The sequence below is a fragment of the Curtobacterium flaccumfaciens pv. betae genome (genome assembly GCF_026241855.1).
Taxonomy (GTDB): domain Bacteria; phylum Actinomycetota; class Actinomycetes; order Actinomycetales; family Microbacteriaceae; genus Curtobacterium; species Curtobacterium flaccumfaciens.
Genome location: NZ_JAPJDC010000001.1, coordinates 1 through 26658, shown reverse-complemented (window position 1 = coordinate 26658; position 26658 = coordinate 1). Strand labels below are relative to the sequence as shown.

At 68.3% G+C, this 26658-nt stretch carries 23 protein-coding genes and 3 tRNA genes; 11 read left to right on the top strand and 15 right to left on the bottom strand.

The window, feature by feature from the left end; genetic code table 11:
• Positions 1 to 18 precede the first annotated feature (18 nt).
• Positions 19 to 636, top strand: coding sequence for a TetR/AcrR family transcriptional regulator (locus ORG17_RS00130; protein WP_214526532.1), 618 nt, complete (start codon positions 19 to 21; stop codon positions 634 to 636).
• On the opposite strand, the gene ORG17_RS00125 is transcribed toward ORG17_RS00130, so the two are convergent.
• Positions 619 to 1305 carry an NUDIX domain-containing protein gene (locus tag ORG17_RS00125; protein ID WP_214526531.1) on the bottom strand — a complete coding sequence of 229 codons (687 nt, stop codon included), beginning with the start codon at positions 1303 to 1305 and terminating at the stop codon, positions 619 to 621. The two genes, ORG17_RS00130 and ORG17_RS00125, sit on opposite strands and share 18 nt — an antisense overlap.
• A 90-nt stretch (positions 1306 to 1395) precedes the next feature.
• Between ORG17_RS00125 and ORG17_RS00120 the strand changes: the two genes are divergently transcribed.
• The gene (locus tag ORG17_RS00120; RefSeq protein WP_214526530.1) at positions 1396 to 1875 is read left to right on the top strand and encodes a hypothetical protein; all 480 of its coding nucleotides are present in this window, start codon (positions 1396 to 1398) and stop codon (positions 1873 to 1875) included.
• A gap of 75 nt (positions 1876 to 1950) precedes the next feature.
• On the opposite strand, the gene ORG17_RS00115 is transcribed toward ORG17_RS00120, so the two are convergent.
• Positions 1951 to 2037: transfer RNA gene (locus ORG17_RS00115), tRNA-Leu, on the bottom strand.
• A gap of 86 nt (positions 2038 to 2123) precedes the next feature.
• On the opposite strand from ORG17_RS00115, the gene ORG17_RS00110 reads away from it, so the two are divergent.
• The 7 genes from ORG17_RS00110 to pknB all read left to right on the top strand — a co-directional run bounded on the left by ORG17_RS00110 (position 2124) and on the right by pknB (position 11261).
• Positions 2124 to 2804 (top strand): FhaA domain-containing protein, encoded by a 681-nt coding sequence (locus ORG17_RS00110; protein ID WP_214526529.1) that lies wholly within the window; start codon positions 2124 to 2126, stop codon positions 2802 to 2804.
• Positions 2801 to 3352, top strand: a complete 552-nt coding sequence (locus ORG17_RS00105) for an FHA domain-containing protein FhaB/FipA (protein ID WP_110861913.1) — start codon at positions 2801 to 2803, stop codon at positions 3350 to 3352. Before ORG17_RS00110 ends, ORG17_RS00105 begins: the two co-directional genes overlap by 4 nt.
• 6 nt (positions 3353 to 3358) lie before the next feature.
• Positions 3359 to 4711, top strand: a complete 1353-nt coding sequence (locus tag ORG17_RS00100; RefSeq protein ID WP_214526528.1) for a Stp1/IreP family PP2C-type Ser/Thr phosphatase — start codon at positions 3359 to 3361, stop codon at positions 4709 to 4711.
• Positions 4708 to 6141: an FtsW/RodA/SpoVE family cell cycle protein gene (locus ORG17_RS00095; protein WP_027466931.1), complete on the top strand. Its 1434-nt coding sequence runs from the start codon at positions 4708 to 4710 to the stop codon at positions 6139 to 6141. Before ORG17_RS00100 ends, ORG17_RS00095 begins: the two co-directional genes overlap by 4 nt.
• Positions 6138 to 7592 carry a peptidoglycan D,D-transpeptidase FtsI family protein gene (locus ORG17_RS00090; protein WP_027466930.1) on the top strand — a complete coding sequence of 485 codons (1455 nt, stop codon included), beginning with the start codon at positions 6138 to 6140 and terminating at the stop codon, positions 7590 to 7592. The genes ORG17_RS00095 and ORG17_RS00090 overlap by 4 nt, the downstream gene beginning before the upstream one ends.
• Positions 7589 to 9337 carry a serine/threonine-protein kinase gene (locus ORG17_RS00085; protein ID WP_214526527.1) on the top strand — a complete coding sequence of 583 codons (1749 nt, stop codon included), beginning with the start codon at positions 7589 to 7591 and terminating at the stop codon, positions 9335 to 9337. Before ORG17_RS00090 ends, ORG17_RS00085 begins: the two co-directional genes overlap by 4 nt.
• Positions 9338 to 9458: 121 nt before the next feature.
• Positions 9459 to 11261: a Stk1 family PASTA domain-containing Ser/Thr kinase gene (pknB, locus tag ORG17_RS00080; RefSeq protein ID WP_301565342.1), complete on the top strand. Its 1803-nt coding sequence runs from the start codon at positions 9459 to 9461 to the stop codon at positions 11259 to 11261.
• A gap of 80 nt (positions 11262 to 11341) precedes the next feature.
• Here the strand turns inward: pknB and ORG17_RS00075 are convergent, their stop codons facing one another.
• Complete coding sequence (locus tag ORG17_RS00075; RefSeq protein ID WP_214526526.1) at positions 11342 to 11986, bottom strand: anthranilate synthase component II; 645 nt, start codon at positions 11984 to 11986, stop codon at positions 11342 to 11344.
• A gap of 81 nt (positions 11987 to 12067) precedes the next feature.
• On the opposite strand from ORG17_RS00075, the gene ORG17_RS00070 reads away from it, so the two are divergent.
• Positions 12068 to 12322 carry a cell division protein CrgA gene (locus ORG17_RS00070; protein WP_027466926.1) on the top strand — a complete coding sequence of 85 codons (255 nt, stop codon included), beginning with the start codon at positions 12068 to 12070 and terminating at the stop codon, positions 12320 to 12322.
• 349 nt (positions 12323 to 12671) lie between these two features.
• Here the strand turns inward: ORG17_RS00070 and ORG17_RS00065 are convergent, their stop codons facing one another.
• Positions 12672 to 13526 carry a rhomboid family intramembrane serine protease gene (locus tag ORG17_RS00065; RefSeq protein WP_027466925.1) on the bottom strand — a complete coding sequence of 285 codons (855 nt, stop codon included), beginning with the start codon at positions 13524 to 13526 and terminating at the stop codon, positions 12672 to 12674.
• 7 nt (positions 13527 to 13533) lie between these two features.
• On the bottom strand, positions 13534 to 14073 hold the full coding sequence (locus ORG17_RS00060) for a peptidylprolyl isomerase (RefSeq protein ID WP_027466924.1): 540 nt from the start codon (positions 14071 to 14073) through the stop codon (positions 13534 to 13536).
• A 115-nt stretch (positions 14074 to 14188) separates the two neighbouring features.
• Here ORG17_RS00060 and ORG17_RS00055 point away from each other — a divergent pair, with 115 nt between their 5' ends.
• On the top strand, positions 14189 to 14764 hold the full coding sequence (locus tag ORG17_RS00055) for a hypothetical protein (RefSeq protein WP_051597033.1): 576 nt from the start codon (positions 14189 to 14191) through the stop codon (positions 14762 to 14764).
• Positions 14765 to 15250: 486 nt separating this feature from the next.
• Here the strand turns inward: ORG17_RS00055 and ORG17_RS00050 are convergent.
• From ORG17_RS00050 to dnaA, 10 genes are all read right to left on the bottom strand, one after another.
• Positions 15251 to 15323: transfer RNA gene (locus ORG17_RS00050), tRNA-Ala, on the bottom strand.
• A 56-nt stretch (positions 15324 to 15379) separates the two neighbouring features.
• Positions 15380 to 15456, bottom strand: a tRNA-Ile gene (locus tag ORG17_RS00045).
• Positions 15457 to 15531: 75 nt separating this feature from the next.
• A complete protein-coding gene (locus tag ORG17_RS00040; protein ID WP_027466922.1) occupies positions 15532 to 15939 on the bottom strand; it encodes a DUF3566 domain-containing protein in 408 nt (135 codons plus the stop codon).
• On the bottom strand, positions 15932 to 18589 hold the full coding sequence (gene gyrA, locus ORG17_RS00035) for a DNA gyrase subunit A (RefSeq protein ID WP_027466921.1): 2658 nt from the start codon (positions 18587 to 18589) through the stop codon (positions 15932 to 15934). The genes ORG17_RS00040 and gyrA overlap by 8 nt, the downstream gene beginning before the upstream one ends.
• Positions 18590 to 18703: 114 nt before the next feature.
• Complete coding sequence (gene gyrB / locus ORG17_RS00030; RefSeq protein ID WP_214520943.1) at positions 18704 to 20707, bottom strand: DNA topoisomerase (ATP-hydrolyzing) subunit B; 2004 nt, start codon at positions 20705 to 20707, stop codon at positions 18704 to 18706.
• A gap of 133 nt (positions 20708 to 20840) precedes the next feature.
• Positions 20841 to 21341 (bottom strand): DciA family protein, encoded by a 501-nt coding sequence (locus tag ORG17_RS00025; protein WP_027466919.1) that lies wholly within the window; start codon positions 21339 to 21341, stop codon positions 20841 to 20843.
• Positions 21341 to 22660 carry a DNA replication/repair protein RecF gene (recF, locus tag ORG17_RS00020; RefSeq protein ID WP_301565341.1) on the bottom strand — a complete coding sequence of 440 codons (1320 nt, stop codon included), beginning with the start codon at positions 22658 to 22660 and terminating at the stop codon, positions 21341 to 21343. Before recF ends, ORG17_RS00025 begins: the two co-directional genes overlap by 1 nt.
• A gap of 31 nt (positions 22661 to 22691) precedes the next feature.
• A complete protein-coding gene (gnd, locus tag ORG17_RS00015; protein WP_071248639.1) occupies positions 22692 to 23579 on the bottom strand; it encodes a phosphogluconate dehydrogenase (NAD(+)-dependent, decarboxylating) in 888 nt (295 codons plus the stop codon).
• 71 nt (positions 23580 to 23650) lie between these two features.
• Positions 23651 to 24796: a DNA polymerase III subunit beta gene (dnaN, locus tag ORG17_RS00010; protein WP_027466916.1), complete on the bottom strand. Its 1146-nt coding sequence runs from the start codon at positions 24794 to 24796 to the stop codon at positions 23651 to 23653.
• 407 nt (positions 24797 to 25203) lie between these two features.
• Positions 25204 to 26658, bottom strand: a 1455-nt coding sequence (dnaA, locus tag ORG17_RS00005; RefSeq protein ID WP_027466915.1) for a chromosomal replication initiator protein DnaA, incomplete at its 5' end; no start/stop codon positions are given.

Below are 26658 nucleotides of genomic sequence, written 5' to 3'. Positions count from 1 at the left end.
CGCGGATACGGTGGGACGATGCCGTCGACACCGGCCCGCCGGCGCCTGAGCCCGGCCGAACGCGAAGCCCAGATCACGGCGGCCGCCGTCGACCTGGCGCGTGCCGAGGGCCTCGCGGCGGTGACGCTCCGCGGGGTCGCCGCCGTGATCGGGGTCGCGCCCTCGCTCGTCGCCCACTACCGCCCGAGCATGGAGGACCTGGTCGGCGAGACGTTCCGCACCGTCGCGGTGGCCGAGGTCGCCGAGGTCCGCGCGATCGTCGCAGCTGCGCCCGGCCCCGTCTCCGGCCTCCGCGCCCTGCTCGACTGCATCGCCGATCCCGCCCGCGACGACGTCGCCACCCTGTGGGCCGACGCGTGGAGCATCGGCCGCACGAACGCGGCACTGGCGACTGCGGCACGGGACGTCATGGACGACTGGCAGCTCCTCGCGACCACGGTCGTCGTCGACGGGGTGCGCGCGGAGGTGCTGCACACCGACGACCCGGACGGCGTCGGACGCCTGCTCTTCGCGCTCGTCGACGCCACCAACGGGTACGCCCTGGTCGACTACCTCGACCGCCCGACCCGCGAGGGCCTGGTCCGCACGACGATCGCGCGAGCGGTGGGCCTGGACGGGTCAGCCCTGTCGGGGTGACACCCGCCGCAGCGCCACCCACTGCAGCAGCATGATCGTCTTGCCGTCGGCGATCCGACCGTCCGCCACCATCGCGAGCGCCTCGTCGAGCTGCACCTCGAGCACCTCGATGTCCTCGCCCTCGTCCTCCACGCCACCACCGGCCTCGACCCGGTCGGCCGGGGTGTACGCGCCGAGGGAGAAGTGCACCCGCTCGGTGACCGAACCGGGGCTCATGAACACGTCGCCCAGGTGCTCGAGCGCACCGAGCCGGATGCCGAGCTCCTCGACCGCTTCACGCCGCACCGCGGTCTCGGGGTCGTCCTCGTCGAGCAGTCCCGCCGCGGCCTCGATCAACATGCCGTCCGGGTGTCCGTTCACGTACGCCGGCCACCGGAACTGCCGCGTGAGCAGGACGGTGCCGCGCTCGGCGTCGTACGGGAGGACCGTCGCACCGTTGCCGCGGTCGTAGGTCTCGCGCTGCTGCCGGTCCCACCGACCGTCACGGCGCCGGACGTCGAGGGTCGTGCGGCGGAGCACGTGCCAGCCGTTCGACACCACCTCGACGTCCTGCACGACGACGTCGGGGTTGCGGTCGAGGGCACGGCCCACCGCGTCGAGTCCGATGCGACCGCGGTCGTCGGGGACGTCGACACCGGGACGAGGGGCGGTCGTGCGTTCGTCGGTCACCCGGTCACCGTAGCGGGGCACCTCGGCAGGTCTCCGTCCGCTCGGTACGCTCGACGTGCCGCACCAGGGAGCGGCAGAGGGCGGTGCAGCATGACCAGGACGTTCATCCTCCGACGACCGGACCGGCCGCAGGTGGTCACCGTGTCCTTCGTGCTGTGGCTGGTGTGGGTGGCAGCCTGCGTCGTCGCCACCGTGCTCCAGTTCTTCGCGACGGACGCCGCGGTCGGCCAGGCACCGGTCCTCGCCGGGATCGTCGCCCTGGCGCTCTGGGCCCTGGTGACGTGGGCGGTGTTCCGGATGGCCGGAGGCTCCCGCGTCGCGCGCATCGTGCTCGTCGTCGTCGCGGCCTTCCGCGCGGTCCTGAGCCTCACCGGCGGCGAACTCGCGGTCCTGACGATCGCGCTGTCGGTCGTCGCCGCGGTCCTGCTCTTCCTGCCCAGCGCGCGCCCGTTCTTCGCCTCGCAGCAAGGACGGAGAGCCGACCACGGGTTCGACGGAACCGGCGTGTCGGGGCCGGGCCGTGCCTCCCGGCCGGATGCCGACCACACGACGGACGCCGACCGGGCCTGACAGCCGCGAACCGCGGACGACTCGGAGGAAACAGGAAAGGCCCCGGATTCCTCCGGGGCCTTTCCTGTTTTCGCCTGGTGCGCGAGGGGGGACTTGAACCCCCACGCCGTTTCCAGCACACGGACCTGAACCGTGCGCGTCTACCAATTCCGCCACTCGCGCCAGCCCCGAAACACTACCACGCACAGACGGGTGTCAACGCCAACCACTACCATGCAGTGGTTGACGACCGACGACACGGGAGACGCATGGGCCTGCTGGACAACTTCGAGCGAGGGTTGGAACGCGCCGTCAACGGCGCGTTCGCGAAGACCTTCCGCTCCGGGGTGCAGCCCGTCGAGATCTCGAGCGCTCTGCGGCGCGAGCTCGACACGAAGGCTGCAGTGGTCTCCCGCGAGCGCATCCTCGTGCCGAACGAGTTCACCGTGCGCCTGGCACCGCCGGACTTCACGCGCATGAACGACGTCGGTCGCCCGCTCATCGACGAACTGACCCAGATGGTGCACCAACACGCCGTCGCGCAGAACTACTCGTTCTCCGGCCCGGTCACCATCCGGCTCCAGCAGGACGGCACGCTCTCGACGGGCATCCTGCAGGTCGACTCCACCACCGTGCAGCGCGACGTGGCCTGGGTCCCGGTGCTCGACATCGGCTCGCAGCGACACCGACTGCACCGCGGGCGCACGGTGATCGGGCGCGGCAGCGACGCCGACATCACCATCGCGGACACCGGGACGAGCCGGAAGCACGTCGAAGTGCTGTGGGACGGCAAGCACGCCCAGGCCACCGATCTCGGCTCCACGAACGGCTCGAAGCTGAACGGTCAGCACTTCCAGCAGGCGATCGTCGAGCCGGACTCCACCATCGAGATCGGTCGTACCCGTATGGTGTTCCGGGTGATCCCGGAGAACGACGGAGGTGCTCGATGACCACAGGCCTGACCCTGCTCGTCCTGCGCTTCGCATTCCTCGCGGTGCTCTGGCTGTTCGTGTTCGTGATCGTGTTCGCCCTGCGCAGCGATCTCTTCGGCCAGCGCGTCCGCACGATACCGACCGATCCCAAGTCGGCGCCGTCCGGACCGAGCACCCCCACCGTCCCGGCTGCGGCGGCCCCCGGCCCCGCCTCGAGCGGTGCGTTCACCGACGTGATCGGGCAACCCGGCGGTGCGCAACGGCCCGCCTCGCCGGCCGCGTCCCGCCTGGTCATCACCGAGGGTGCACGCGAGGGCATGGAGATGCCCCTGGGTGGCGGCCCCATCACGATCGGACGTTCGAGCGAGTCGAACGTCGTGATCCGTGACGACTACACCTCGACCAACCACGCCCGCCTCGACCTCCGCGCCGACGGCTGGCTCCTCACCGACCTCGAGTCCACGAACGGCACCTTCGTCAACGGTCAGAAGGTGAGCGCTCCCGTCCTCGTGGCAGAGGGCACGCCCATCACGATCGGGACGACGACGTTCGAGCTGCGGCGGTAACCCGGCATGACCGCTCGCACGCTGAGCGCCGCTGTGTCCCACGTGGGGCGCATCCGCGCGAACAACCAGGACTCCGGCTACGCCGGGGCGCACCTGTTCGCGGTGGCGGACGGCATGGGCGGCCACGCCGGCGGTGACGTCGCCTCGGCGATCGCGATCCGGCGCATCCGCGAGGTCGACCGCGAGTTCCCGTCGGCGCACGACGCCGAGTTCGCGCTGCAGTCGGCACTCATCGCGGCGAACCAGCTGATCACCGAGACCGTGTTCGAGCACCAGGAGCTCACCGGGATGGGCACCACGGTGTCCGCGATGATCCGCGTCGGCGAGCAGATCGCGATCGCGCACATCGGTGACTCCCGCATCTACCGTCACCGCGACGGCGAGCTGCAGCAGATCACGTCCGACCACACCTTCGTCCAGCGTCTCGTCGACAGCGGCCGGATCACGCCGGAGGAAGCCGCGGTCCACCCGCGTCGCTCCGTGCTGATGCGCGTGCTCGGTGACGTCGACGCCGCACCCGAGGTCGACACGGCGATCATGGACATCCAGCCGGGCGACCGCTGGCTGCTCTGCTCCGACGGCCTGTCCTCGTACCTGGCCGAAGAGCGCATCCGCCACGCCCTGGCCTCGAACATGGACGCCAACCAGGTCACGCAGCGCCTGGTGAAGGAGACGCTCGACCACGGCGCCCCCGACAACGTCACCGTCGTGGTGATGGACGTCACGGACACCGAACCCGAGGACGACGACGACGCGGCCACCACGGTCGGCTCCGCTGCGGCACCGCTCACCTTCGAGGCGTCGACCGGCCGCAAGCCGATCCGCCTCCCCACGATCCTGCTGCACCCGCTCAAGGTCACCACCGCGCCCGAAGACTCGCACTTCGAGCCCGAGTCCGACCAGTTCTTCGCCGAGCTCATCGCCGAGGACCGCCGACGCCGCATCCGCCGTCGGGTTTCCTGGACCGTCGCGCTCGTGGTCGCGGTCGCCGTGCTCGTCGGCGCGGTGTTCATCGGCTGGCGGATCACGCAGGACCACTACTACGTCGGCACCGACCGCGGCACCGTCGCGATCTACAAGGGCGTGCAGCAGTCGATCGGGCCGTTGGCCTTGTCCGACGTGTACGAGGACACCGACATCACGGTCTCGTCGCTGCCGGACTACACCCGCGAGAACGTCCGCTCGACGATCAACGCGCAGTCCCTCACCGACGCCCGTGACATCGTCGACCGCCTGCGCAAGGCCGCCGCGACCGGCGAGGACCAGGCCGGCACGGGTGGGGACGGCGACGCCAGCTCGTCACCGTCGCCCTCGCCGACCCGATCGCCGTCGCCGAGCCCGACGCGGAGCCCGCGATGAGCAACGCCACGGCCGCCCAGTCCTTCACCCAGGCGATCACGATCAAGCTCCGGGAGCCCGCCCGCGCGCGGAACCTCGAGCTCTTCCTGCTCGTCATCGCGTGCGGCATCTGCGCGGGTGCGATGGTGCTCGTGCAGCTCGGCACCAAGGGCCGGCTGTTCGACCAGTCGGTGCTCTGGGTCGGCGGTGGCATCCTCGGCCTCGCACTCGTCATGCACGTGGTGCTGCGGGTCGTGGCGAAGAACGCCGACCCGTTCATCCTGCCGATCGCGCTCGTCCTGAACGGCATCGGCATCGCCGAGATCTACCGCATCGACGTCCACAACGGCCTGTCCGGCTGGGACGCCATCGGCGTGAAGCAGATCGTCTGGACGATGCTCGCGATGGTCCTGGCGATCATCACGCTCGTCGCCGTCCGCAACCACCGGTTCCTGCAGCGGTACCGCTACATCTTCATGGCGCTGACGATCGTCCTGCTGCTCCTGCCGATGCTGCCGGGCATCGGCACGAACATCGGTGGCGCGCGGGTCTGGATCAAGATCGGCCCGTTCTCGTTCCAGCCCGGTGAACTCGCGAAGATCACCATGGCGCTGTTCTTCGCCGGGTACCTCGTCACCGCCCGCGACTCGCTGTCGATCGTCGGCAAGAAGTTCCTCGGCATGACGTTCCCGCGTGCCCGTGACCTCGGTCCGATCCTGGTGATGTGGGGCGCCGCGATGGCCGTCCTCGTGTTCCAGCGCGACCTCGGCACCGCCCTGCTGTACTTCGGCCTGTTCCTCGTGATGATCTACGTCGCCACGGCACGCATCAGCTGGGTCGCGATCGGGCTCACGCTGTTCATCGGTGGTGCCCTCGTCGCGCAGAGCGTCCTGGAGTACGTGCGCGGCCGCTTCGAACAGTGGCTCGACCCGTTCAACCAAGAGGTCTTCAGCCGCGACACCCAGGCGAGCTACCAGCTCGTGCAGGGCCTGTTCGGGTTCGCGAACGGCGGGATCACCGGAACCGGGCTCGGGCAGGGCAGGCCGTACATCACGCCGGTCGCCAACGCCGACTACATCGTCGCGTCGCTCGGTGAGGAGCTCGGCCTGATCGGCGTCTTCGCGATCCTCGCCCTCTTCATCGTGTTCGCGTCACGTGGCATCCGCGTCGGGTTCATGGCGCAGGACGACTTCGGCAAGCTGCTCGGTGTCGGCTTCGGATTCATCATCGCCCTGCAGGTGTTCGTCGTCGTCGGCGGCATCACCCGGATCATCCCGGTGACGGGCCTGACGACGCCGTTCATGGCCGCCGGTGGTTCGTCCCTCATCGCCAACTGGATCATCGCCGCGATGCTGCTGCGCCTGACCGACTCGATCCCCGCCGAACAGCGTGTCCAGCAGGGCGCGCTGCCCGCCGCGAGCGGGCGGACCAGGAAGGAGCGTCGTCGATGAACCGACAGCTCCGCGGTGTCTCGACCGTCATCGTGCTCATGTTCGTCGCACTCTTCGTGTCGACGACGTCGATCCAGTTCTTCGCAGCCGACTCGTTGCGCGCCGACTCCCGGAACTCCCGAACCATCTTGGACAGTTACTCGACGAAGCGTGGCGCGATCCTCGTCGACGGCAGCCCGATCGCCGAGTCGACCCCGGTGGACGACCAGTACCAGTACCAGCGGAAGTACACCAACGGCGACCTGTACTCGGCGGTGACCGGGTACTTCACGATCGGGCAGGGCAACACCGGCATCGAGAGCGCGGAGAACACCGTGCTGTCGGGCAACTCCGACGCCTCGTTCTTCCAGAACCTCAACTCGATCCTCACCGGCCAGGACGTCCAGGGCGACAACGTCAACCTGACCATCGACCCCGACGTGCAACAGGCCGCGTACGACGCACTCGGCACCAACAGCGGTGCCGTCGTCGCGATCCAGCCGAAGACCGGCAAGATCCTCGCGATGGTCTCGAAGCCGAGCTACGACCCGAACTCGCTCACCTCGCACGACACGGCCGAGGTCAAGCGGCAGTACGACGCCCTGCTCGGCGCCGACACCGCCCCGTTGCAGAACCGCGCCATCGGCGGTGACCTGTACACACCCGGGTCGGTGTTCAAGCTCGTGGTGGCCTCCGCGGCACTCGAGGGCGGCAAGTACAACCTCGACTCCACGTTCCCGAACCCGTCGCGACTGCAGCTGCCCGGGACGAGCTCGTACATCAACAACGCCGAGGGTGGCACCTGCGGCGGTGGCGACAAGGTCAAGCTCCGCACGGCCATCCAGTACTCCTGCAACATCCCCTTCGCCGAACTCGGCCAGAAGCTCGGGTACGACGCGATCAAGAGCATGGCCGACAAGTACGGCTTCGGCGACGCGATCGAGGTCCCGATGGCTGCCACCGCGAGCCAGTACCCCGACGTCGACTCGACGGCCCAGCTCATGCTGAGCGCCTTCGGCCAGGCCAGCGTCCGGGTCTCCCCGCTGCAGATGGCGATGGTGTCGGCCGGCATCGCGAACGGCGGCAAGGTCATGCAGCCGTCGCTCATCGACTCGATCACCACGAGCGACCTGAAGACGGTCGAGTCCTTCTCCCCGAAGCAGTACAGTGATCCGCTGTCACCCTCCGAGTCCGCTGACCTCACCGAGGCCATGCAGAGCGTCGTGAACGCGGGGACCGGTACCAATGCCAAGATCGACGGTGTCGACGTCGCCGGCAAGACCGGCACGGCCGAAGGTGGCACCGGCGATCCCTACACGCTCTGGTTCACGGGGTTCGCCCCCGCGAAGGACCCGGAGGTCGCCGTGGCGGTCGTCGTCGGCAACGGCGGCGGGCTCGGGCAGTCCGGAGTCGGCAACACGGTCGCGGCCCCGGTCGCGAAGAAAGTCATGGAGGCGGTGCTGAACAAATGAGACCCACCAGCGGACTCACCTTCGGTGGGCGGTACCAGCTCTCCTCCCGGGTCGCCATCGGCGGCATGGGTGAGGTGTGGCAGGCGACCGACCTCGTCATCGGCCGAACCGTCGCACTCAAGATCCTCAAGGACGAGTACCTCGGTGACCCCGGCTTCCTCGAGCGCTTCCGCGCCGAGGCCCGTCACGCTGCCCTCGTCAACCACGAGGGCATCGCCAACGTCTTCGACTACGGCGAGGAGGACGGCAGCGCCTACCTCGTGATGGAGCTCGTCCCAGGCGAGGCCCTGTCGACCATGATCGAGCGCGAGCACACGCTCCCGGTCGACAAGGTGCTCGACATCGTCGCGCAGACCGCGAACGCCCTGCAGGCCGCGCACGCGGTCGGCCTGGTGCACCGCGACATCAAGCCCGGCAACCTGCTCATCACGCCCGACGGGCGCGTCAAGATCACCGACTTCGGCATCGCCCGCATCGCCGACCAGGTCCCGCTCACCGCGACCGGTCAGGTGATGGGCACGGTGCAGTACCTGTCGCCCGAGCAGGCGAGCGGCCACCCCGCCTCACCGTCGACCGACATCTACTCGCTCGGCATCGTCGCGTACGAGGCCCTGGCGGGTCGTCGTCCGTTCACCGGTGAGTCGCAGGTCGCGATCGCGATGGCACACATCAACGAGCAGCCGCCGCCGCTGCCCGGTGACATCCCGGAGCCCGTCTCGGCCCTGGTCATCTCGTGCATCGCGAAGAAGCCCGCCGACCGTCCCGCGACCGCCGCCAACCTCGCCCGTGCCGCACAGGCGCTCCGTCGAGGTGACGTCGCCGCAGCCACCGTGGCCGTCCCCGCGATCGCGCAGAACGGCACCGTCGCGTTCAACCCGCCGCAGGGCCAGGGGAACGACGCCGCGACCGCACTCATCGGCACCCAGGCCGGCGCGGTGGCCGGTGGCCCGGGCACCCCCGGCTCGCCCGTCTCCGACGATTCCGAGGAGCCGAAGAAGAAGCGCGCCTGGATCTGGTGGGTCGTCGGTGTCGTCGTCGTGCTCGCCATCGCAGCCGTCATCGGAGCAGTCGCCCTGAACGGTGGAGGCGACCCCGAACCCGCTCCGACGAAGAGCTCGAGTTCCCCGAAACCGAGCCGGACCCCGACGCCGACGCCGACCCCCACGCCCTCACCGAGCAGGGTGACGGTGTCCCTGGCGGACTACACCGGCGTGCAGGCGACGGAGGCCCAGGCGCGCCTGCAGCAGCTCGGGCTCGAGGCGACGATCGTCGACGGCGACCCGGCTGCCAACGCCGGTCAGGTCGGCACGGTGCAGTCACTCGACCCCACCGGCAACCTCGAACCCGGCACGCTCGTGACCATCAAGGCGTACACCGCGGTGCCGACCGTCACGACCGCACCCGATGCCCCGACCGCCGGGACGGTCTCGTCGGACGGCAAGGTGACGTTCTCGTGGAACGCCTTCACGGCGTGCCCGGCCGGCCACTCGTTGAGCGGGTACAACTACACGATCAACAACGGCACCGACGGGAAGAACCAGTCCACCGGCACCGTGACCACGACCTCGATCGAGGTCACCGGCGCCGAACCGGGCACGATCTCGCTCTCGTACACGGCGAAGTGCGGCGACCTGACCTCGCCGAGCTCGTCCACCACGAGCGCCACGTGGGAGGCCACCGACGAGCCGACCACCGACCCGACCGAGGGCAACAACCCCAGCCAGGGTCCGCAGGACCCCAACTGAACGCCCCCCGGACGGGGACTGTCGACACCGTTCGGTAACGGTTCGGTCGAGCGCGCGGTGACCAGCATCCCACCAGGTGGGGCTGCCGTACACTAGCCCGGACCGACAGACGGAGGAGTACGTGCCAGAAGGTGTGACCGCGGGGATCACGCTCCTCGCGAATCGCTACGAGATCGGTGACGTCATCGGTCGAGGCGGCATGGCGACCGTGCACCTCGGCAACGACACCCGCCTCGGCCGGAAGGTCGCGGTGAAGCTCCTCAAGCCGAGCCTCGCGAACGACCCGGTCTTCCGCACTCGGTTCCGCCAGGAAGCCCAGGCAGCTGCGCGCATGGCACACCCGACCGTCGTCCGCGTCTACGACGCCGGCGAAGAGACGGTGTCAGAGCCGTCGGGTGCCGAGGTGCAGGTCCCCTTCATCGTGATGGAGTACGTCGAGGGGCGGCCGCTCTCCGACATCATCGCCGAGGGTGCCGTCGCCCCGGACGAGGCCGTTCGCATCACCGAGGGCATCCTCACGGCGCTCGAGTACTCGCACCGGGCGGGCGTCGTGCACCGCGACATCAAGCCGGCCAACGTGATGGTCACGCACAGCGGCCAGGTCAAGGTCATGGACTTCGGCATCGCGCGGGCCATCACCGACACCTCGGCCACGGTCGCGCAGACCACGTCGATCCTCGGTACCGCGTCGTACTTCTCCCCGGAGCAGGCCCGCGGCGAGACCGTGGATGCCCGGACCGACCTGTACTCGACCGGCGTCGTGCTCTTCGAGCTCCTCACCGGTCGCGCGCCGTTCCTCGGTGACACCCCGGTCGCGGTCGCGTACCAGCACGTCAGCGAGCAGCCCGTTGCGCCGTCCACCATCACCCCCGCGGTCTCCCCGGCGCTCGACGCGGTCACACTCCACGCCCTCGTCAAGGACCGCACCCGCCGGTTCCAGAACGCCGCCGAGTTCCGCTCGGATCTGCAGCAGGCCGCAGCCGGGCACGTCCCGGCATCGACGAAGAAGCTGCAGCAGAACGCCGCGAACGATGCCTCGACGGTGTTGTTCGGGGTCGATCCGCGCATGACCTCGAACGCCGCGTCGGCCTTCCGTGAGCTCGACGACGACACCGCCGAACACCGTCCGCAGCGCACGCAGAACCGCCCGCCCGTCGCGTGGATCTGGGTCGGCGTCCTGCTGACGGTCGCCGTCGTCGTCGGGGTCGTCTTCTTCGTGGCGAACCTGCAGCCCGGCAAGCCGCCGGTGTCGTCCTCGGTCTCGGTGCCGAACGTCGCCGGGTTGTCCTACGACGCCGCCGCCGCCGCGTTGGAGAAGCGCGACCTGAAGGCGGTCCAGGTCGAGGAGAACTCCGACGACGTCGACAAGGGGACGGTCATCCGCACCGACCCCGGCTCAGGGATCAACGTCGGACGCAGCCAGAGCGTGAACGTCATCGTGTCCTCGGGTCCGGAACCCGTTGCCATCCCCGAGCTGAGCGGCCAGTCACAGGCAGCAGCACAGCAGGCGTTGGACAGTGCGGGCTTCACGCTCGGCGCCATCACGTCCGGGTACTCGCCCGATGTCCCCTCCGGCACCGTGATGAGCTCCGACCCGGCGTCAGGCTCGATCCAGACCAAGGGCTCCGCGGTGAACCTCACGGTCTCCAACGGCAAGGTGCAGCTGCCGAACGTGACGAACCAGCCGTACACCGAAGCCAAGGCGTCCCTCGAGCAACTCGGATTGACGGTCGCTCCGGCACCGTCGAACTCGTGCACCGGCGGCCTGGTCACCCAGCAGAGCACCCCGCAGGGCGACATCGCCCAGGGCAGCACCGTCACCTTGGCCTACTGCGCGGCACCGAACGAGCCGGCGAAGAACCCGACCCCGAGCGGCGACAAGGGCGACCGCGGCGGTGACGGTGACGGTGACGACGGACGCTGATCCGTCCGCCGCGCCCACGACCGGTCGGACGGCAGAGCCCCGAGCGTGATCGCCAGGTCCGCGTACGGCGGACAGGTGCGTCAGGCGCGGTGCGTGGCGATGAGTGGCCCGAGGTCAGCGGCGCGCGCAGCGGCTCCGGTCAGGCCGGTGGTCTCGAGCCAGTTGCCGACCATGCGGTAGCCGCCCTCGGTCAGGACCGACTCCGGGTGGAACTGCACGCCGAACACGGGGTGCGCACGGTGCTGGACGCCCATGATGACCCCGCCCTCGGTGCGCGCGGTGACGGTGAGCTCGTCGGGGACGGTGCCGTCGACGATGGCGAGCGAGTGGTACCGCGTGGCCGTGAAGGGGTGCGGGACACCGGCGAAGAGCGCGCTGTCGTCGTGGTCGACCTCGGAGGTCTTGCCGTGCATGAGCTCCTCGGCGTGCGTCACCGTGGCACCGAGGGCCTCAGCGATGGCCTGGTGCCCCAGGCAGACACCCAGCAGGGGGGTCTCGGCAGCGATGGCCGCGTGCACCGTGGGGATCGAGACGCCCGCAGCCGCTGGCGTTCCCGGACCCGGGGACAGGAGCACGCCGTCGTACTCGGCGATCCGGTCGGCGATCTCGGACTCGGGGAAGGCATCGTTGCGCACGACGTCGGTCTCGGTGCCGAGTTGCTGCACGTACCCGTTGAGCGTGTAGACGAAGCTGTCGTAGTTGTCGACGACGAGGATCCTGGTCATGGCGGTTCACCGTACTCGTGGGGGATGTGTGCGGCGGTCCGCGGGCCGATCCACACACGTGGTCACGGTAGGATACCGGCCATGGCCAAGGACAAGGACCGCACCAAGCCCGCCCGGACGACCCGAGCTGACTCGGTCGACACCGCGGGGGACGCCCCGAACCCGGTGTGGTTCAAGCCGGTCATGTTCGGCTTCATGCTCATCGGTCTGGTGTGGGTGATCGTCTTCTACATCTCGAACGCCACGCTGCCGGTTCCGAGCCTCGGCTCGTGGAACATCGTGATCGGCTTCGGCATCATGTTCGTCGGCTTCCTCATGACCACCCGGTGGCGCTGACCCCCAGCCCGCTGTTCTCTCGACGCCCGTCGCACCGCAAGGTGCGGCGGGCGTTGTCGTTCTCCACAAGGTCGAGCACCAGAGGAACGCAGATCCTCGATGATCCGGCCGTTCTCCACACTTTTCCCCACTCTCCACACGGTCATCCACACCCGCACCCCGGAGTTATCCACAGCTGAGTCCACAGTGGGGATAATCACACTGGTGTAACTCACCGACTTCTCCACACCTGTGGATAACTCCCGGGGACGCTGTGGAGAGCTGTGGATGAGCAGGAGCGGGTGCCCTCGGAACGACGAACGCCCCGCCGTAGTGCGACGGGGCGTTCGAGGCTGGTGCTGCCGACGTGTCAGCCGACCGTGACGGCGTACCCGACTGCAGTGAGGGCGAGGCCGAGCACCGCCGCAGCGACGATCAACGCGATCTGCAACGGACGCTTCCGGATGTTCCGCGTCTGCGCGAAGACGAAGCCCATCACGAAGCCCCCGATGATCCCGCCGACGTGCGCCTGCCACGAGATGTTGGTCCCGGGCAGGAACCCGATCACCAGGTTCAGCCCGATGATCACGAGGAGTTGCACGGCGTTGTTCCCCAGACTGCGCTGCAGCACGAAGAACGCGGCGAAGAGACCGAAGATGGCGCCGGACGCTCCGACGACCCAGGTGCCCGGAGCGAGGAACGTCACGAGCATCGACCCGAAGATCCCGGTGATGAAGTACAGCGCCAGGAACCGCCAGGCACCGAGCATGTTCTCGAGCATCCGACCGAAGATCCACAGCGCCCACATGTTGAACAGGATGTGGAAGATGCCCGAGTGCACGAACAGGACCGTCACCACGCGCCAGGGCTGGGTCGGGAACAACAGCGAGTTGTAGGCGAACAGGTTCGAGAAGAACCCACCGCTCACCTGATCGAGCAGCCAGATGGCGACCGTGACGGCCACGATGACGACCGTGGCCTTCTGGTCGAGCATGGCGAAGCGCCGCCGAGCGACCGTGAACCCACTCGGGGCTCCGGACGCTCGGCGGTTCGCTGCGAACTGTGCGCGCTGCTCACGCACGCACTCCGGGCAGTGCACCCCGACCGCCGCCGGCGTCTGGCACTCCGGGCAGATCGTCCGCCCACAGCGCTGGCAGAGGACGAAGCTCTGCCGGTCCGGATGCCGGTAGCAGGTGTTGTTCGGGTTGTACGCCTGGTCGGTCACGTGAGGGTCAGACGCCTTCGACGTCGATGCTCTGGATGACGACGTCCTCGACGGGCTTGTCGCGACCGTCGGTGGGAACACCCTCGATCGCGTCGACGACCGCGCGGGACTCGTCGTCGGCGACCTCACCGAAGATGGTGTGCTTGCCCTGCAGCCACGGCGTCGCCACCGTGGTGATGAAGAACTGCGAGCCGTTGGTGCCGCGGCCGCCCTGGATGCCGGCGTTCGCCATGGCGAAGATGTAGGGGTTCTGGAACGTGAGCTCCGGGGAGATCTCGTCGTCGAAGCGGTAACCCGGGCCACCGATGCCCTGGCCGAGCGGGTCGCCGCCCTGGATCATGAAGTCCTTGATGATGCGGTGGAAGATCACGCCGTCGTAGAGCTTGTCGGTCGAGACCTTGCCCGTGCCGGGGTGGGTCCACTCCTGCTGGCCCGTGGCGAGGTCGACGAAGTTCTTGACGGTCTTCGGTGCGTGGTTGCCGAACAGGTTGACGCGGATGTCGCCCTTGTTGGTGTGGATCGTTGCGACAGCGGTGTGCAGAGACATGTTCCGATTCTCGCATGTACTCCTGACCGCGGACGGATTGCACAGCTGCGGTTCCGTGACCTGTCAGGCAGTGTGGTGGCAGGATGGGGGCACGCCGATCCGATGGAGGTACCAGATGACGACGATCGAGATCCCGCGAAAGCGTCGGAAGCAGATCAAGAAGCTCAAGGGCCAGACCGCCTCGCTCCTCGGCGAGCAGCGCAAGGTCCTCGAGCACGCGAACGCGATCCTGGCTGAGGCCCGGTCGAACGCCGCGGACGCAGCTCGCAAGGACATCGCACCCCGCGTGCAGAACGCGATCGACAACGGGATCCGTCCCGCGTTCGCAACCGGCGTGCACGCTGCCACCTCGGCAGCGCAGAGCGCTTCGCACAAGTTCCAGTCCGAGGTGGTCCCCGGACTCGTCTCGACCGCTGGTTCGGTGCTCAGCGTGACCGATCTCGCGAAGGACCCCCGGGTCAAGAAGATCGTGAAGAACGCGCAGAAGAAGAGCAAGAGCGCGAAGAAGGCCGCGGCGAAGTACGTCCCGTCGCAGCAGAAGAAGGGTCTCGGCTTCGGCGGAGTCGCACTCATCATCGTCGGCGTCGTCGCCGTCGCCGGTGCTGCGTACGCCGCGTACCAGACGCTCCGCGCCGACGACGACCTGTGGGTCGCCGACGACGCCGACACGGCGGAGAAGCCCGCCGCCTGACCTCCCGGTTCGTACGAAGGGCCCCGGCTGTTGCCGGGGCCCTTCGTCGTTCTCGGGCTGGCATCTGCCGCCCCACACGCCGCGTGCCCTGAACGCGCCCAACCACCGGCCTGGAGGCCCGCGCCGGCCTGGCCCCGCGCCTCCCGTCCGCCGCGCAGTCACGCCACGCGCCCCGGGAACGCCGCCGAGAGGTCGCAACCCGTCGCCCAGGCGGCCCGCAGACGACCGTTCGTGCCACCACGCCACCACGCACGCGGCACGTCGTGACCACTCGAAGACGATGACGCGGATGTCGTGACCACTTGACCAAAGCGTCCCGGAGTAGCGGACCCGACCACCGCGGAGCGGCGCGTCGCCGAAGGCGCGCAGACAAACACGACGACCGGCCTCCCCGCGACGATCGCGCCGCAGGGGCGGCGGCGCGCACGGGCACAGAACGAAGCCCCTGGGCAGACGACGAAGTCGGCAACCAGGGGCTGATGCGAGTGGAGCCTGGGAGAATCGAACTCCCGACATCCTGCTTGCAAAGCAGGCGCTCTACCAACTGAGCTAAGGCCCCGAGTGCCACCGAGGTGCTCGGCGACGGGATGGAATTGTCGTGCTGTTCCGGAGAACTGGTGGGGCTACAAGGACTTGAACCTTGGACCTCTTCGTTATCAGCGAAGCGCTCTAACCGCCTGAGCTATAGCCCCTCAGACCGGATGAAAGCCTACCGTACGATCCCGCCGGAACGAAATCGAGCAGTGGGCCCATCCGGCCCGGGTGTGTCAGTTGTTCGTGAAGCCCACGAGCAGACCGCCCGTGATCCGCACACTGAGGTTGTAGAGCACGCTCACGATGGCGCCGAGCACGGTCCCGACGACCACGTTGAGGATGCCCACGACGATGGAGAACCCGAGGACCTGGCCCAGCGAGAACTGGTCCATGATCGAGTAACTGTTCTGCCCGGTGACGTCCTTCAACAGGGCGTCGACCTGGGTGAACACACCCGTCTGGTTCAGGATGACCCACACCAGTGCCGTGGCGACCACGATCACGATGCTGCCGGCCAGGGCGATGAGGAAGCTGAGCTTCACCATCGACCAGAAGTCGACGTAGACCAGCCGCAACCGCACCTGGCGGGTGCCGACGGGTCGCTTCGCCTTCTTCTGGAGCTTCTCGGCGACACTACTCATTGCTTGACTGGTCCTCTCCGGCCTCGTCTGCGACGGGCTCGGTGTCGATGGGATCAGTGGAATCCGGGGCCGCTTCGGCAGGGCTGACCGTCTCCACCGGGCCCGCGGGCTCGATCTCGGCGTCGTCCTGGTCGTCCAGGTTCCGCTCGGTGTTCCGGGCCACCGCGATGATCCGGTCGTTCTCCGCAAACCTCGCGAAGACGACGCCCATCGTGTCACGGCCCTTGGCAGGGACCTCGGCCACGGCAGACCTTACCACCTTGCCCGATTGCAGCACGACGAGCACCTCGTCGTCCTCGCCGACGATGAGAGCGCCCACAAGATCGCCTCGGTCGACCGCCAACTTGGCCACCTTGATGCCCAGACCACCACGGCCCTGCACGCGGTACTGGTCGACCGCGGTGCGCTTGGCGTAGCCACCCTCGGTCATCACCCAGACGTAGCCGTCGTCGGACACGACTCGGGCTGCGAGCAGCGAGTCGCCGTCGCGGAAGGACATGCCCTTCACGCCCGAGGTCGAGCGACCCATCGGACGCAGGGTGTCGTTCGTCGCCGTGAACCGGAGCGACATGCCCTGGCGGGACACCAGGAGCAGGTCGTCGTGCTCGTCGACGAGCAGCGCCTGGCGGAGCTTGTCGCCGTCGCGCAGGTTGATCGCGATGATGCCGCCGGTGCGGTTCGTGTCGTACTCGGTGAGCGCGGTCTTCTTCACCAGGCCGTGCTCGGTCGCGAGGACCAGGTACTGCGCGACCTCGTAGTCGCGGATGTCGAGCACCTGCTGGATCTGCTCGTCGGGCTGCATCGCGAGGAGGTTCGCGACGTGCTGGCCCTTCGCGTCGCGGCCGGCTTCCTGCAGCTCGTACGCCTTCGCGCGGTAGACCCGGCCCTGATCGGTGAGGAACAGGAGCCAGTGGTGCGTCGTCGTGACGAAGAAGTGCTCGACGATGTCGTCCGCGCGGAGCTGGGCGCCACGGACACCTCGGCCACCGCGGTGCTGCGAGCGGTACTGGTCGCTGCGCGTGCGCTTGACGTAGCCACCGCGGGTGATGGTGACGACCATCTCCTCTTCGGGGATCAGGTCTTCCATCGACATGTCGCCGTCGTAGCCGAACATGATCTCGGTACGGCGGTCGTCGCCGAAGCGGTCGACGATCTCGCTCAGCTCGTCGCGGATGATCGAGCGCTGACGGCTCTCCGACCCGAGGATGTCCTGGAAGTCGGCGATCTTGCGCTCGAGCTCTTCGGCCTCGTCGTGGATCTTCTGACGCTCGAGGGCGGCGAGACGACGGAGCTGCAGCTCGAGGATCGCGCGCGCCTGGATCTCGTCGACGGACAGCAGGTCCATCAGGCCGGTGCGGGCCTCTTCGACGTCGGGCGAGCGACGGATGAGCGCGATGACCTCGTCGAGGGCGTCGAGCGCGGCCAGGTAGCCGCGCAGGATGTGGGCGCGCTTCTCGGCCTCGCGCAGACGGAACTGCGTGCGGCGGACGATGACGTCGACCTGGTGCGCGACCCACGCCGAGATGAAGCCGTCGAGCGGCAGGGTGCGGGGCACCCCGTCGACGATCGCGAGCATGTTCGCGCCGAAGTTCTCCTGCAGCTGGGTGTGCTTGTACAGGTTGTTCAGCACGACCTTGGCAACGGCGTCGCGCTTCAGCACGATCACCAGGCGCTGCCCGGTGCGACCGGAGGTCTCGTCACGGATGTCGGCGACACCGGCGAGCTTGCCGTCCTTGACCAGCTCGGCGATCTTGATCGCCAGGTTGTCCGGGTTGACCTGGTACGGCAGCTCGGTGACGACGAGGCAGGTGCGACCCTGGATCTCCTCCACCGAGACGACGGCCCGCATCGTGATCGAGCCACGGCCGGTTCGGTAGGCGTCCTGGATGCCCTTCGTGCCGAGCACCTGCGCACCGGTCGGGAAGTCCGGGCCCTTGATGCGCTGCATGAGCGCGGCGAGCAGCTCTTCGCGGGTGGCATCGGGGTTGTCGAGCGCCCACTTGGCACCCTCGGCGACCTCGCGCAGGTTGTGCGGCGGGATGTTCGTGGCCATGCCGACCGCGATGCCGACCGAGCCGTTGACGAGCAGGTTCGGGAACCGGGCCGGCAGGATCGCCGGCTCCTGGGTGCGGCCGTCGTAGTTGTCCTGGAAGTCGACGGTGTCCTCGTCGATGTCGCGGACCATCTCGAGCGCGAGCGGCGCCATCTTCGTCTCGGTGTACCGCGGGGCGGCGGCACCGTCGTTGCCCGGCGAACCGAAGTTGCCCTGGCCGAGCGCGAGCGGGTACCGGAGCGACCACGGCTGCACCAGGCGGACGAGGGCGTCGTAGATCGCCGAGTCACCGTGCGGGTGGAACTGACCCATGACGTCACCGACGACGCGGGAGCACTTCGAGAACGCACGGTCCGGGCGGTAGCCGCCGTCGAACATCGCGTAGATCACACGGCGGTGCACCGGCTTGAGGCCGTCGCGGACCTCCGGCAGGGCACGACCGACGATGACCGACATCGCGTAGTCGAGGTACGAGCGCTGCATCTCGAGCTGCAGGTCGACCTGCGAGATGCGGTCACCGGAGACGACGATGTCCCCGCTGTCGCCGTGGACGATCTCGGGCAGCTCGTCGGCGCCGTTCTCGTTGTCGTCAGCCATGTGGCTTCGTTCCCTTTCTGGACAGCCTGGAGGCTGTGGTTCCGTTGGTCGCGCCGGGCGCGACCACAGGTGGTCAGGACTGGTCGACGCGGCTCACGCCGCGCCTCCTGGCCGTTAGATGTCGAGGAAGCGGACGTCCTTGGCGTTCTGCTGGATGAACTGGCGACGTGCGTCGACGTCCTCACCCATCAGCGTCGAGAAGACGCTGTCCACCGCAGCCGCGTCCTCCAGCGTGACCTGCAGGAGCGTGCGGGTGTCCGGGTTCATCGTGGTGTCCCAGAGCTCCTTGTAGTCCATCTCGCCGAGGCCCTTGTAGCGCTGGATCCCGTTGTCCTTCGGGATGCGCTTGCCGGCTGCGAGGCCCGCCTGCATCAGGGCGTCGCGCTCCCGGTCGCTGAAGACGTACTCGTGGGCCGAGTTCGACCACTTCAGGCGGTACAGCGGCGGCTGCGCGAGGTACACGTAGCCGTGCTCGATGAGCGGACGCATGTAGCGGAACAGCAGCGTGAGCAGCAGCGTGGTGATGTGCTGGCCATCGACGTCGGCATCGGCCATCAGCACGATCTTGTGGTACCGGGCCTTGTCCGGGTCGAAGTCCTCACCGATGCCGGCACCGAACGCCGTGATCATCGACTGGATCTCCTGGTTGGCGAGGGCGCGGTCGAGCCGGGCCTTCTCGACGTTCAGGATCTTGCCGCGCAGGGGCAGGATCGCCTGGGTCATCGGGTTGCGGCCCTGCACGGCGGAACCACCGGCGGAGTCACCCTCGACCATGAAGATCTCCGACACCGTCGGGTCCTTCGACTGGCAGTCCTTGAGCTTGCCGGGCATGCCGCCCGACTCGAGCAGCCCCTTGCGGCGGGTGGTCTCGCGCGCCTTGCGGGCGGCCAGACGTGCCTGCGACGCCTGGATGGCCTTGCGGACGACGTCGCGCGCCTGCGTCGGGTTGCTCTCGAACCAGTGGGTCAGCTCGGTGCCGACGACGCGCTGCACGAACGACTTCGCCTCGGTGTTGCCGAGCTTGGTCTTCGTCTGGCCCTCGAACTGCGGCTCGCCGAGCTTCACGGAGATGACGGCCGTCAGCCCCTCGCGGATGTCGTCACCCGTGAGGTTGTCGTCCTTCTCCTTGATGATCTTCGTCTCGCGCGCGTAGCGGTTGACGAGGGTCGTCAGTGCAGCGCGGAAGCCCTCTTCGTGGGTGCCGCCCTCGTGCGTGTTGATCGTGTTCGCGAAGGTGTGGACGCTCTCCTGGTACGAGGTGTTCCACTGCATCGCGACCTCGAGCGCGATCTTGCGGTCCGGGTCCTCGGACTCGAAGCCGATGACGTCCGGGTGGACGAGGTCGGCCTTCTTCTGCGCGTTGATGTACTCGACGTAGTCGGCGAGACCGCGCTCGTACATGAACGTGTCGTTGCGCGCCTCTTCCCCTTCTTCCGGGGTGCGCTCGTCGCGCAGGTTGATCCGCAGGCCCTTGTTGAGGAAGGCCATCTGCTGGAACCGGGTGCGCAGGGTCTCGTAGTCGAAGACGACGGACTCGAAGATCTCGGCGTTCGGCCAGAACGTGATCGTCGTGCCGGTCTCGTCCGTCGCTTCGTCCTGGGAGACGGGCGCGACGGGGACACCGTCGGTGTAGCTCTGGCGCCAGACGTGGCCCTGCCGACGGACCTCGACGTCGAGCTCGGAGCTCAGCGCGTTCACGACGGACGAACCGACGCCGTGCAGACCACCGGAGACGGCGTAGCCGCCACCGCCGAACTTGCCGCCGGCGTGCAGGACGGTGAGGACGACCTGCAGGGTCGAGACCCCTTCGGCCGCGTGGACGTCGACCGGGATGCCACGGCCGTTGTCGACGACGCGGACGCCACCGTCTTCACGGATGCTCACGTCGATGGTGTCGCAGTAGCCGGCGAGGGCTTCGTCGACGGAGTTGTCGACGATCTCCTGGACCAGGTGGTGCAGACCACGGGGGCCCGTCGAACCGATGTACATACCGGGGCGCTTGCGGACGGCCTCGAGCCCTTCGAGCACCTGAATCTGGTCTGCGCCGTAGGACGGTTCGCTCTGCGGGGTCTCCGCGCCGAGCGGGTTCTGCCGGTCGTCTTCAGATTCTGCTGCCATGTCGAGCGTGCTCCTGCCTGCGCGCGGAACGCCCGCGCACTGCACCTCCCAGTCTACCGCAGAGCCCCCTCTTTCGAGGGCTCATCTGCCCCTCAGACGGGCTTTTCTGGCACTCCAGGATGATTTCGTCGCCTCAACCGTAGGTGTCGCGAGGACCGCGCCCCTGGACCGTCCTGGGGCCGCGTTTCCACGTGGGGGCGTCCGGGCCGGAAACCCTGATCGACTCGACGCCGGCTTCTGGGTGCCGTTCCGCGATGGTCGTCGTGACCGTCGCACGCATGAGTCGGAGCTGGGTCGCCCAGGCCGTCGAGTCGCACCGGATGACCAGGGCGCCGTCCTCGATGGTGACCGGTCGGGAGTGCTTCGCCAGCTCCTCGCCGACCACGCTCGGCCAGTCCACGAAGAGCTCGGAACGGGCGAGGGGTTCCGTCCAGCCCAGCTCCTGGGCGAGCGAACCGACGATGTCGGCGAGGCCCTTCGGCTCGCGGCCGCGCCCGTACGGCACGGTGTCGGCGTCGAACTCGCGGGCACGGCGGCGGCGGGCATCGGTGCCGCGCTTGGACGGGTCGCCGAACACCGCGCGCAGGTGTCGGTACACCTGCGAGGGCTCGGTGGGCTTGCGGGGCTTCGGCATCAGGCGTCGGCTTCGGCGGGGGTCGGGTCGGGGGTGCCGGTGGCGTCCGTCGGGTCGGCGGCGTCCGTCGGGTCTGTCGGGTCCGTTGTGCCGGTGGCGTCCGTGGCGTCCGTCGGGTCCGTCGCCGGACTGGAGGCCCGGATCGCGTCCGCCTCGTCGGTCACGATCGTGCCCGCCTCGATCCGCACGGTGTGCGCCGCCAGCTTCGGGGGCACGTCGCCGAACACCGCGGCCGTGATGAGCACCTGCTCGTAGTCGGCGACGGCGTTCGCCAGTCGCTCCCGACGCGATTCGTCGAGCTCGGCGAAGACGTCGTCGAGGATGATGATCGGGTCGCCGAGGTTCGACTCCGCACGCAGGATCGAGGCGCTCGCGAGCTGGATGGCCAGCGCGAAGGACCAGGATTCGCCGTGGCTGGCGTACCCCCGTGCCGGTAACCCGTTGAGCTGGAACAGAACGTCGTCCCGGTGCGGTCCGACGAGGGTGAGCCCGCGATCGAGTTCGTCCCGGCGACGTCGCTCGAGCGCGGCGGCGAAGGCCTCGGCCGCCGACGCGACCGTGACGGGCTCGTCGGGGGTCCCGAGGACGGGATCGGTGGCCGCCGCCGACTCGGGGTCGCCACCGCGGATCGACAGGACACCGGTGATCGAGGCGTCGTGGTGCTCGCCGGCGACGGTCGCGTAGGCCTCGGCCACGAAGGGTGCGAGCCGCCGGGTCAGGTGGTCACGGGCCGCGACGATCTCGGCGCCGAGTCCGACGAGCCGGTCGTCCCAGACGTCGAGCGTCGACAGGGCGTTCGCCTTCGCGCCGGTGGCACGGGCTGACTTGAGCAGGGTGTTCCGCTGGCGGAGCGTGCGGTCGTAGTCGGCGAGCACGCCCTGCATCCGAGGCGCGATCTGGCCGAGCAGCTCGTCGAGCATCCGGCGCCGACCGGCCGGCTCGCCTCGGACGAGCGCCAGGTCCTCCGGCGCGAAGAGCACGCTCGTGCAGTAGCGCGGCAGCTCGCGCGGCTTGATCGCGGAGCGGTTCACCTGCGCACGGTTCGCGCCGGTGCGGTTGATCTGCACCTCGGCGAGGATGCTGCGTTCCTCGTGGGCGAGCCTTGCACGGACGATCGCGGCGTCGCATCCCTGACGGACGAGGGCCGCGTCGGTGGGGACGCGGTGCGAGCCGAGCGTGGAGAGGTACCCGATCGCCTCGACCAGGTTGGTCTTGCCCTGTCCGTTGCGCCCGACGAACAGGTTCGGCCCGCGTGCGAGGTCGACGTCCGCCTCCCGGTAGTTCCGGAAGTCGGTCAGTTGGAGATGGTCGACGTGCACGCGGGCCGAGTCCGGGTTCCCCCGGGAAGTCCTAGGACTTCTTGACGGCGTGACCGCCGAACTGGTTGCGGAGCGCCGCGACGGCCTTCATCGTCGGCGAGGCGCTGCCCTGGCGCGAGACGAAGCGCGCGAAGATCGACGCCGAGAGCGCCGGCATCGGCACGGCGAGCTCGATGCCCTCTTCCAGCGTCCAGCGGCCCTCGCCCGAGTCCTCGACGTAGCCCTCGAGCTCGTCGAGCTTCGGGTCCTCGTTCAGCGCGAGCACCATCAGGTCCAGCAGCCAGGAACGGACGACCGTTCCACGCTGCCAGCCGGCGAACACGGCGGGGACGTCGGTGATCAGGTCCTTGGCCTCGAGGAGCTCGTAGCCCTCGCCGTACGCCTGCATGATCGCGTACTCGATGCCGTTGTGGACCATCTTCGCGTAGTGGCCGGCGCCGATCGGGCCGGCGTGCGAGAAGCCTTCTTCGCGGGGACCCTCGGGACGCAGGGCGTCGAACACGGGCATCGCGAACTCGACGTCCGCGGCGTCACCGCCGACCATGAGGCCGTAGCCGTTGTCCTTGCCCCAGACGCCACCGGAGACGCCGACGTCCATGTAGCGGATGCCGCGCGCACCGAGCTGCTCGGCGTGCGTCGTGTCGTCCAGCCACTTCGAGTTGCCACCGTCGATGACCAGGTCGCCCTCGCCGAGGACGCCGGCCAGGTCGGTGATCACGTCGTCGGTGATCTTGCCGTGCGGGACCATGACCCACACAAGACGCTTGCCCTCCGGGAGGGCAGCGGCGAGGGCGCCGAGGTCGGCGACGTCCGAGACGGCGGGGTTGGCGTCGTACCCGGTGACCTCGATACCTGCGTTGCGGAGACGGGCACGCATGTTGTTGCCCATGCGACCAAGGCCGACAAGACCGATGTGCATGATTTCCTCTTCTGTTCGTCGTCGCGCTGATGCTGCCGGTGGTGTGCGCCAGCGCAGGTTGCCTGTTGCGCCTATCGCAGCAGCAGGTTCGGCTGCAGCAGGTACCGGTATCCATCGGTCGCTGCGGCCTCTTGCGAAGTCTGGCCGGTGATCAGCACCGGGCCCGGCTTGTTGGGGTTCTCCGTCTTGGTGAAGGAGATGCGGACGAACTCGGAGTGCACCGCGTTCAGTCCGTCCAGGAGGAAGGCGGGCTTCAACGAGACCACCGTTTCCTCGCCGGTCAACAACGCACTGATCGACTCTGACGCCTGCGCTTGTTCGGATCCGATCGCCTCGAGCGTGAGCCCGTCGACCGTGAAGGAGAACCGGAGCGCCGCTTCGCGCTCCAGGACGAGGGAGACCCGTCGGACCGCCTCGACGAGCTCCGCGGTGTTGATCACCGCGTGGTCGTTGACGGTCTCGGGGAAGAGCCGACGGACCGGCGGGTAGTTGCCCTTGATGAGCAACGACGTCACGGTCTTGTCGTCGGCGTGGAACGCGATGAGCTCGCGGTCGGAGTTGCCACTGATCGAGACCGACACCGTGGACGCCGAACCGAACGTGCGGCCGACCTCCTGCAGGGTGCGGGCCGGGACCAGTGCGTGCAGGGGGTCCGAGCCGACTCGGCCGGAGTCCCACGCGATGGTGCGGACGGCGACACGGTAGCGGTCCGTGGCGATGAGGGAGAGGTCGTTGTCGCCGACCTCGAGCTGCACGCCCGTGATGACGGGGGTCACGTCGTCGCGGCTGGCGGCGACGGCGACCTGGGACACCGCTTCGGAGAACGCGTCGCCGGGGATCACACCGGTCTGCGGCCCGATCTCCGGCAGCGTCGGGTACTCCTCGACCGGCATGGACAGCAACGTGAAGTGCGCCGAGCCGCAGGAGACGGAGATCTTGGCGTCCTCGGTGGTGAACGACACGGGGGCGTTCGGCAGCCGGCTCGCGATGTCGTTCAGCAGTCGACCGGAGACCAGGACCGTGCCCGGCTCGTCGATCTGGGCCGAGATGGACGTCTGCGCCGACACCTCGTAGTCGAACGACGAGAGCGTCAGACGATCTCCGTCGGCGTGGATCAGGACGCCCGAGAGGATCGGGAGGGTCGTGCGCTGCGGGAGGAGCTTCACTGCGAAGGAGACGGCTTCGGAGAAGACGTCCCGGTTGACCTCGAACTTCACAGCTGGAACCCCTGTCGATCGGCTTGGACTGTCCGGCCGCCCCATTCTGGCACAGGCGGACGGGGGCCGGATTTCTTGTCATCCCGCCGTCCACAAGGTTGTCCCGCAGAGATTGATCGTTAACCAGGAGTAATGGTGTTAACGCCTGTGCACACTGTGGATAACCCTGTGCATCCCGCTCCGCAGTAGGGAACTGCACGCTTGTGACTTGTGAGCGGTGTGTGAGCGTTAACGGGATGAATGAATCTCATCTATCCACTTCCATCCCCAGTCTCCACAGGTGACCCCCCACCTGTGTACAACCGGGCGGCGTGTCCTCCACAGTTATCCACAGGCTATCCACACTGTGAGAACTCCGGCCCATGGAACCGTCTCAGATGGTGGATGGGGCCGGGAACGGGCCGATCTCAGCGGTAGCGGCGGTCCTGCTTGATGCGGCTGGTGAGCTCGGTGACCTGGTTGTAGATCGACCGACGCTCCTTCATCAGCTCGGTGATCTTCTTGTTCGCGTACATCACGGTGGTGTGGTCGCGGTTGCCGAACAGCTGCCCGATCTTGGGCAGGGACAGGCTCGTCAGCTCGCGGCACAGGTACATCGCGATCTGTCGTGCGGTGGCGATCGCCTGGGAGCGGGACGACCCGTACAGGTCGTCGACGGAGAGCTTGAAGTACTCCGCGGTGTGGTTGATGATGTCCGTCGGCGCGACGACGTTGTCCTCGTCGAGGGTGATCAGGTCCTTGAGGACCGTCTGCACCAGGGCCATGTCCACGGCCGTCCGGTTCAGGCTCGCGAACGCGGTGACCCGGATCAGGGTGCCCTCGAGCTCGCGGATGTTGCTCGACACCTTCGACGCCATGAACTCGAGGATGTCGTCGGGCACCTGCAGGTGGTCGGACTGTGCCTTCTTGCGGAGGATCGCGATGCGCGTCTCGAGCTCGGGTGCCTGCACGTCGGTGATCAGGCCCCACTCGAAGCGCGATCGCATCCGGTCCTCGAACCCGGTCAGGTGCTTCGGCGCGACGTCGGACGTGATGACGACCTGCTTGTTGTGGTCGTGCAGCGTGTTGAACGTGTGGAAGAAGGCCTCCTGCGTGGAGTCCTTCCCCTGCAGGAACTGGATGTCGTCGATCAGCAGGATGTCGATGTCGCGGTACCGCTGCTGGAACTGGTTCGAGCGGTTGTTCGCGATCGAGTTGATGAAGTCGTTGGTGAACTCCTCGCTCGACACGTACCGGACGCGGATCCCCGGGTAGAGGCTCTCGGCGTAGTGCCCGATGGCGTGGAGCAGGTGGGTCTTGCCCAGCCCGGAGTCCCCGTAGATGAAGAGCGGGTTGTAGGCCTTGGCCGGTGCCTCGGCGACGGCGACCGCTGCGGCGTGGGCGAACCGGTTCGACGACCCGATGACGAAGTTGTCGAAGTTGTACTTGGGGTTGAGCCGCGACTCGGGGCGCCCGCTGGTGCCGGGAGAGTCGATCTGGCTCGGCACGAACGGCGCCTCGATGTACTGGCGCGGCGCGGCACTCTGCTCGACGGCTTCCTGCACGGGCTCGGCGTACTCGGGGACGTTCGGGTCCACCCGCGGCTCCGAGGCCATGTCGGGGTTGACCGTGATCGCGAAGTTCGCGACCGAGTCGTCACCGATGCGCGCGACCGCCTCGGTGATCGGGATGCGGATGCGCTGTTCGAGCATGCCCCGGGTCAGGTCGTTCGGTACCTCGAGGTACAGGGTGCCGGCGAGCACGCCCTTCGGCTCGACGAGGTTCAGGAACCCGTGGAGCTGCGGCGTGATGCGGGGGTCCTCGGCGAGGAGTCCGAGTACGGATGACCAGAGGTCCTCGACGGGGTCGGCCGGCATCGTCAT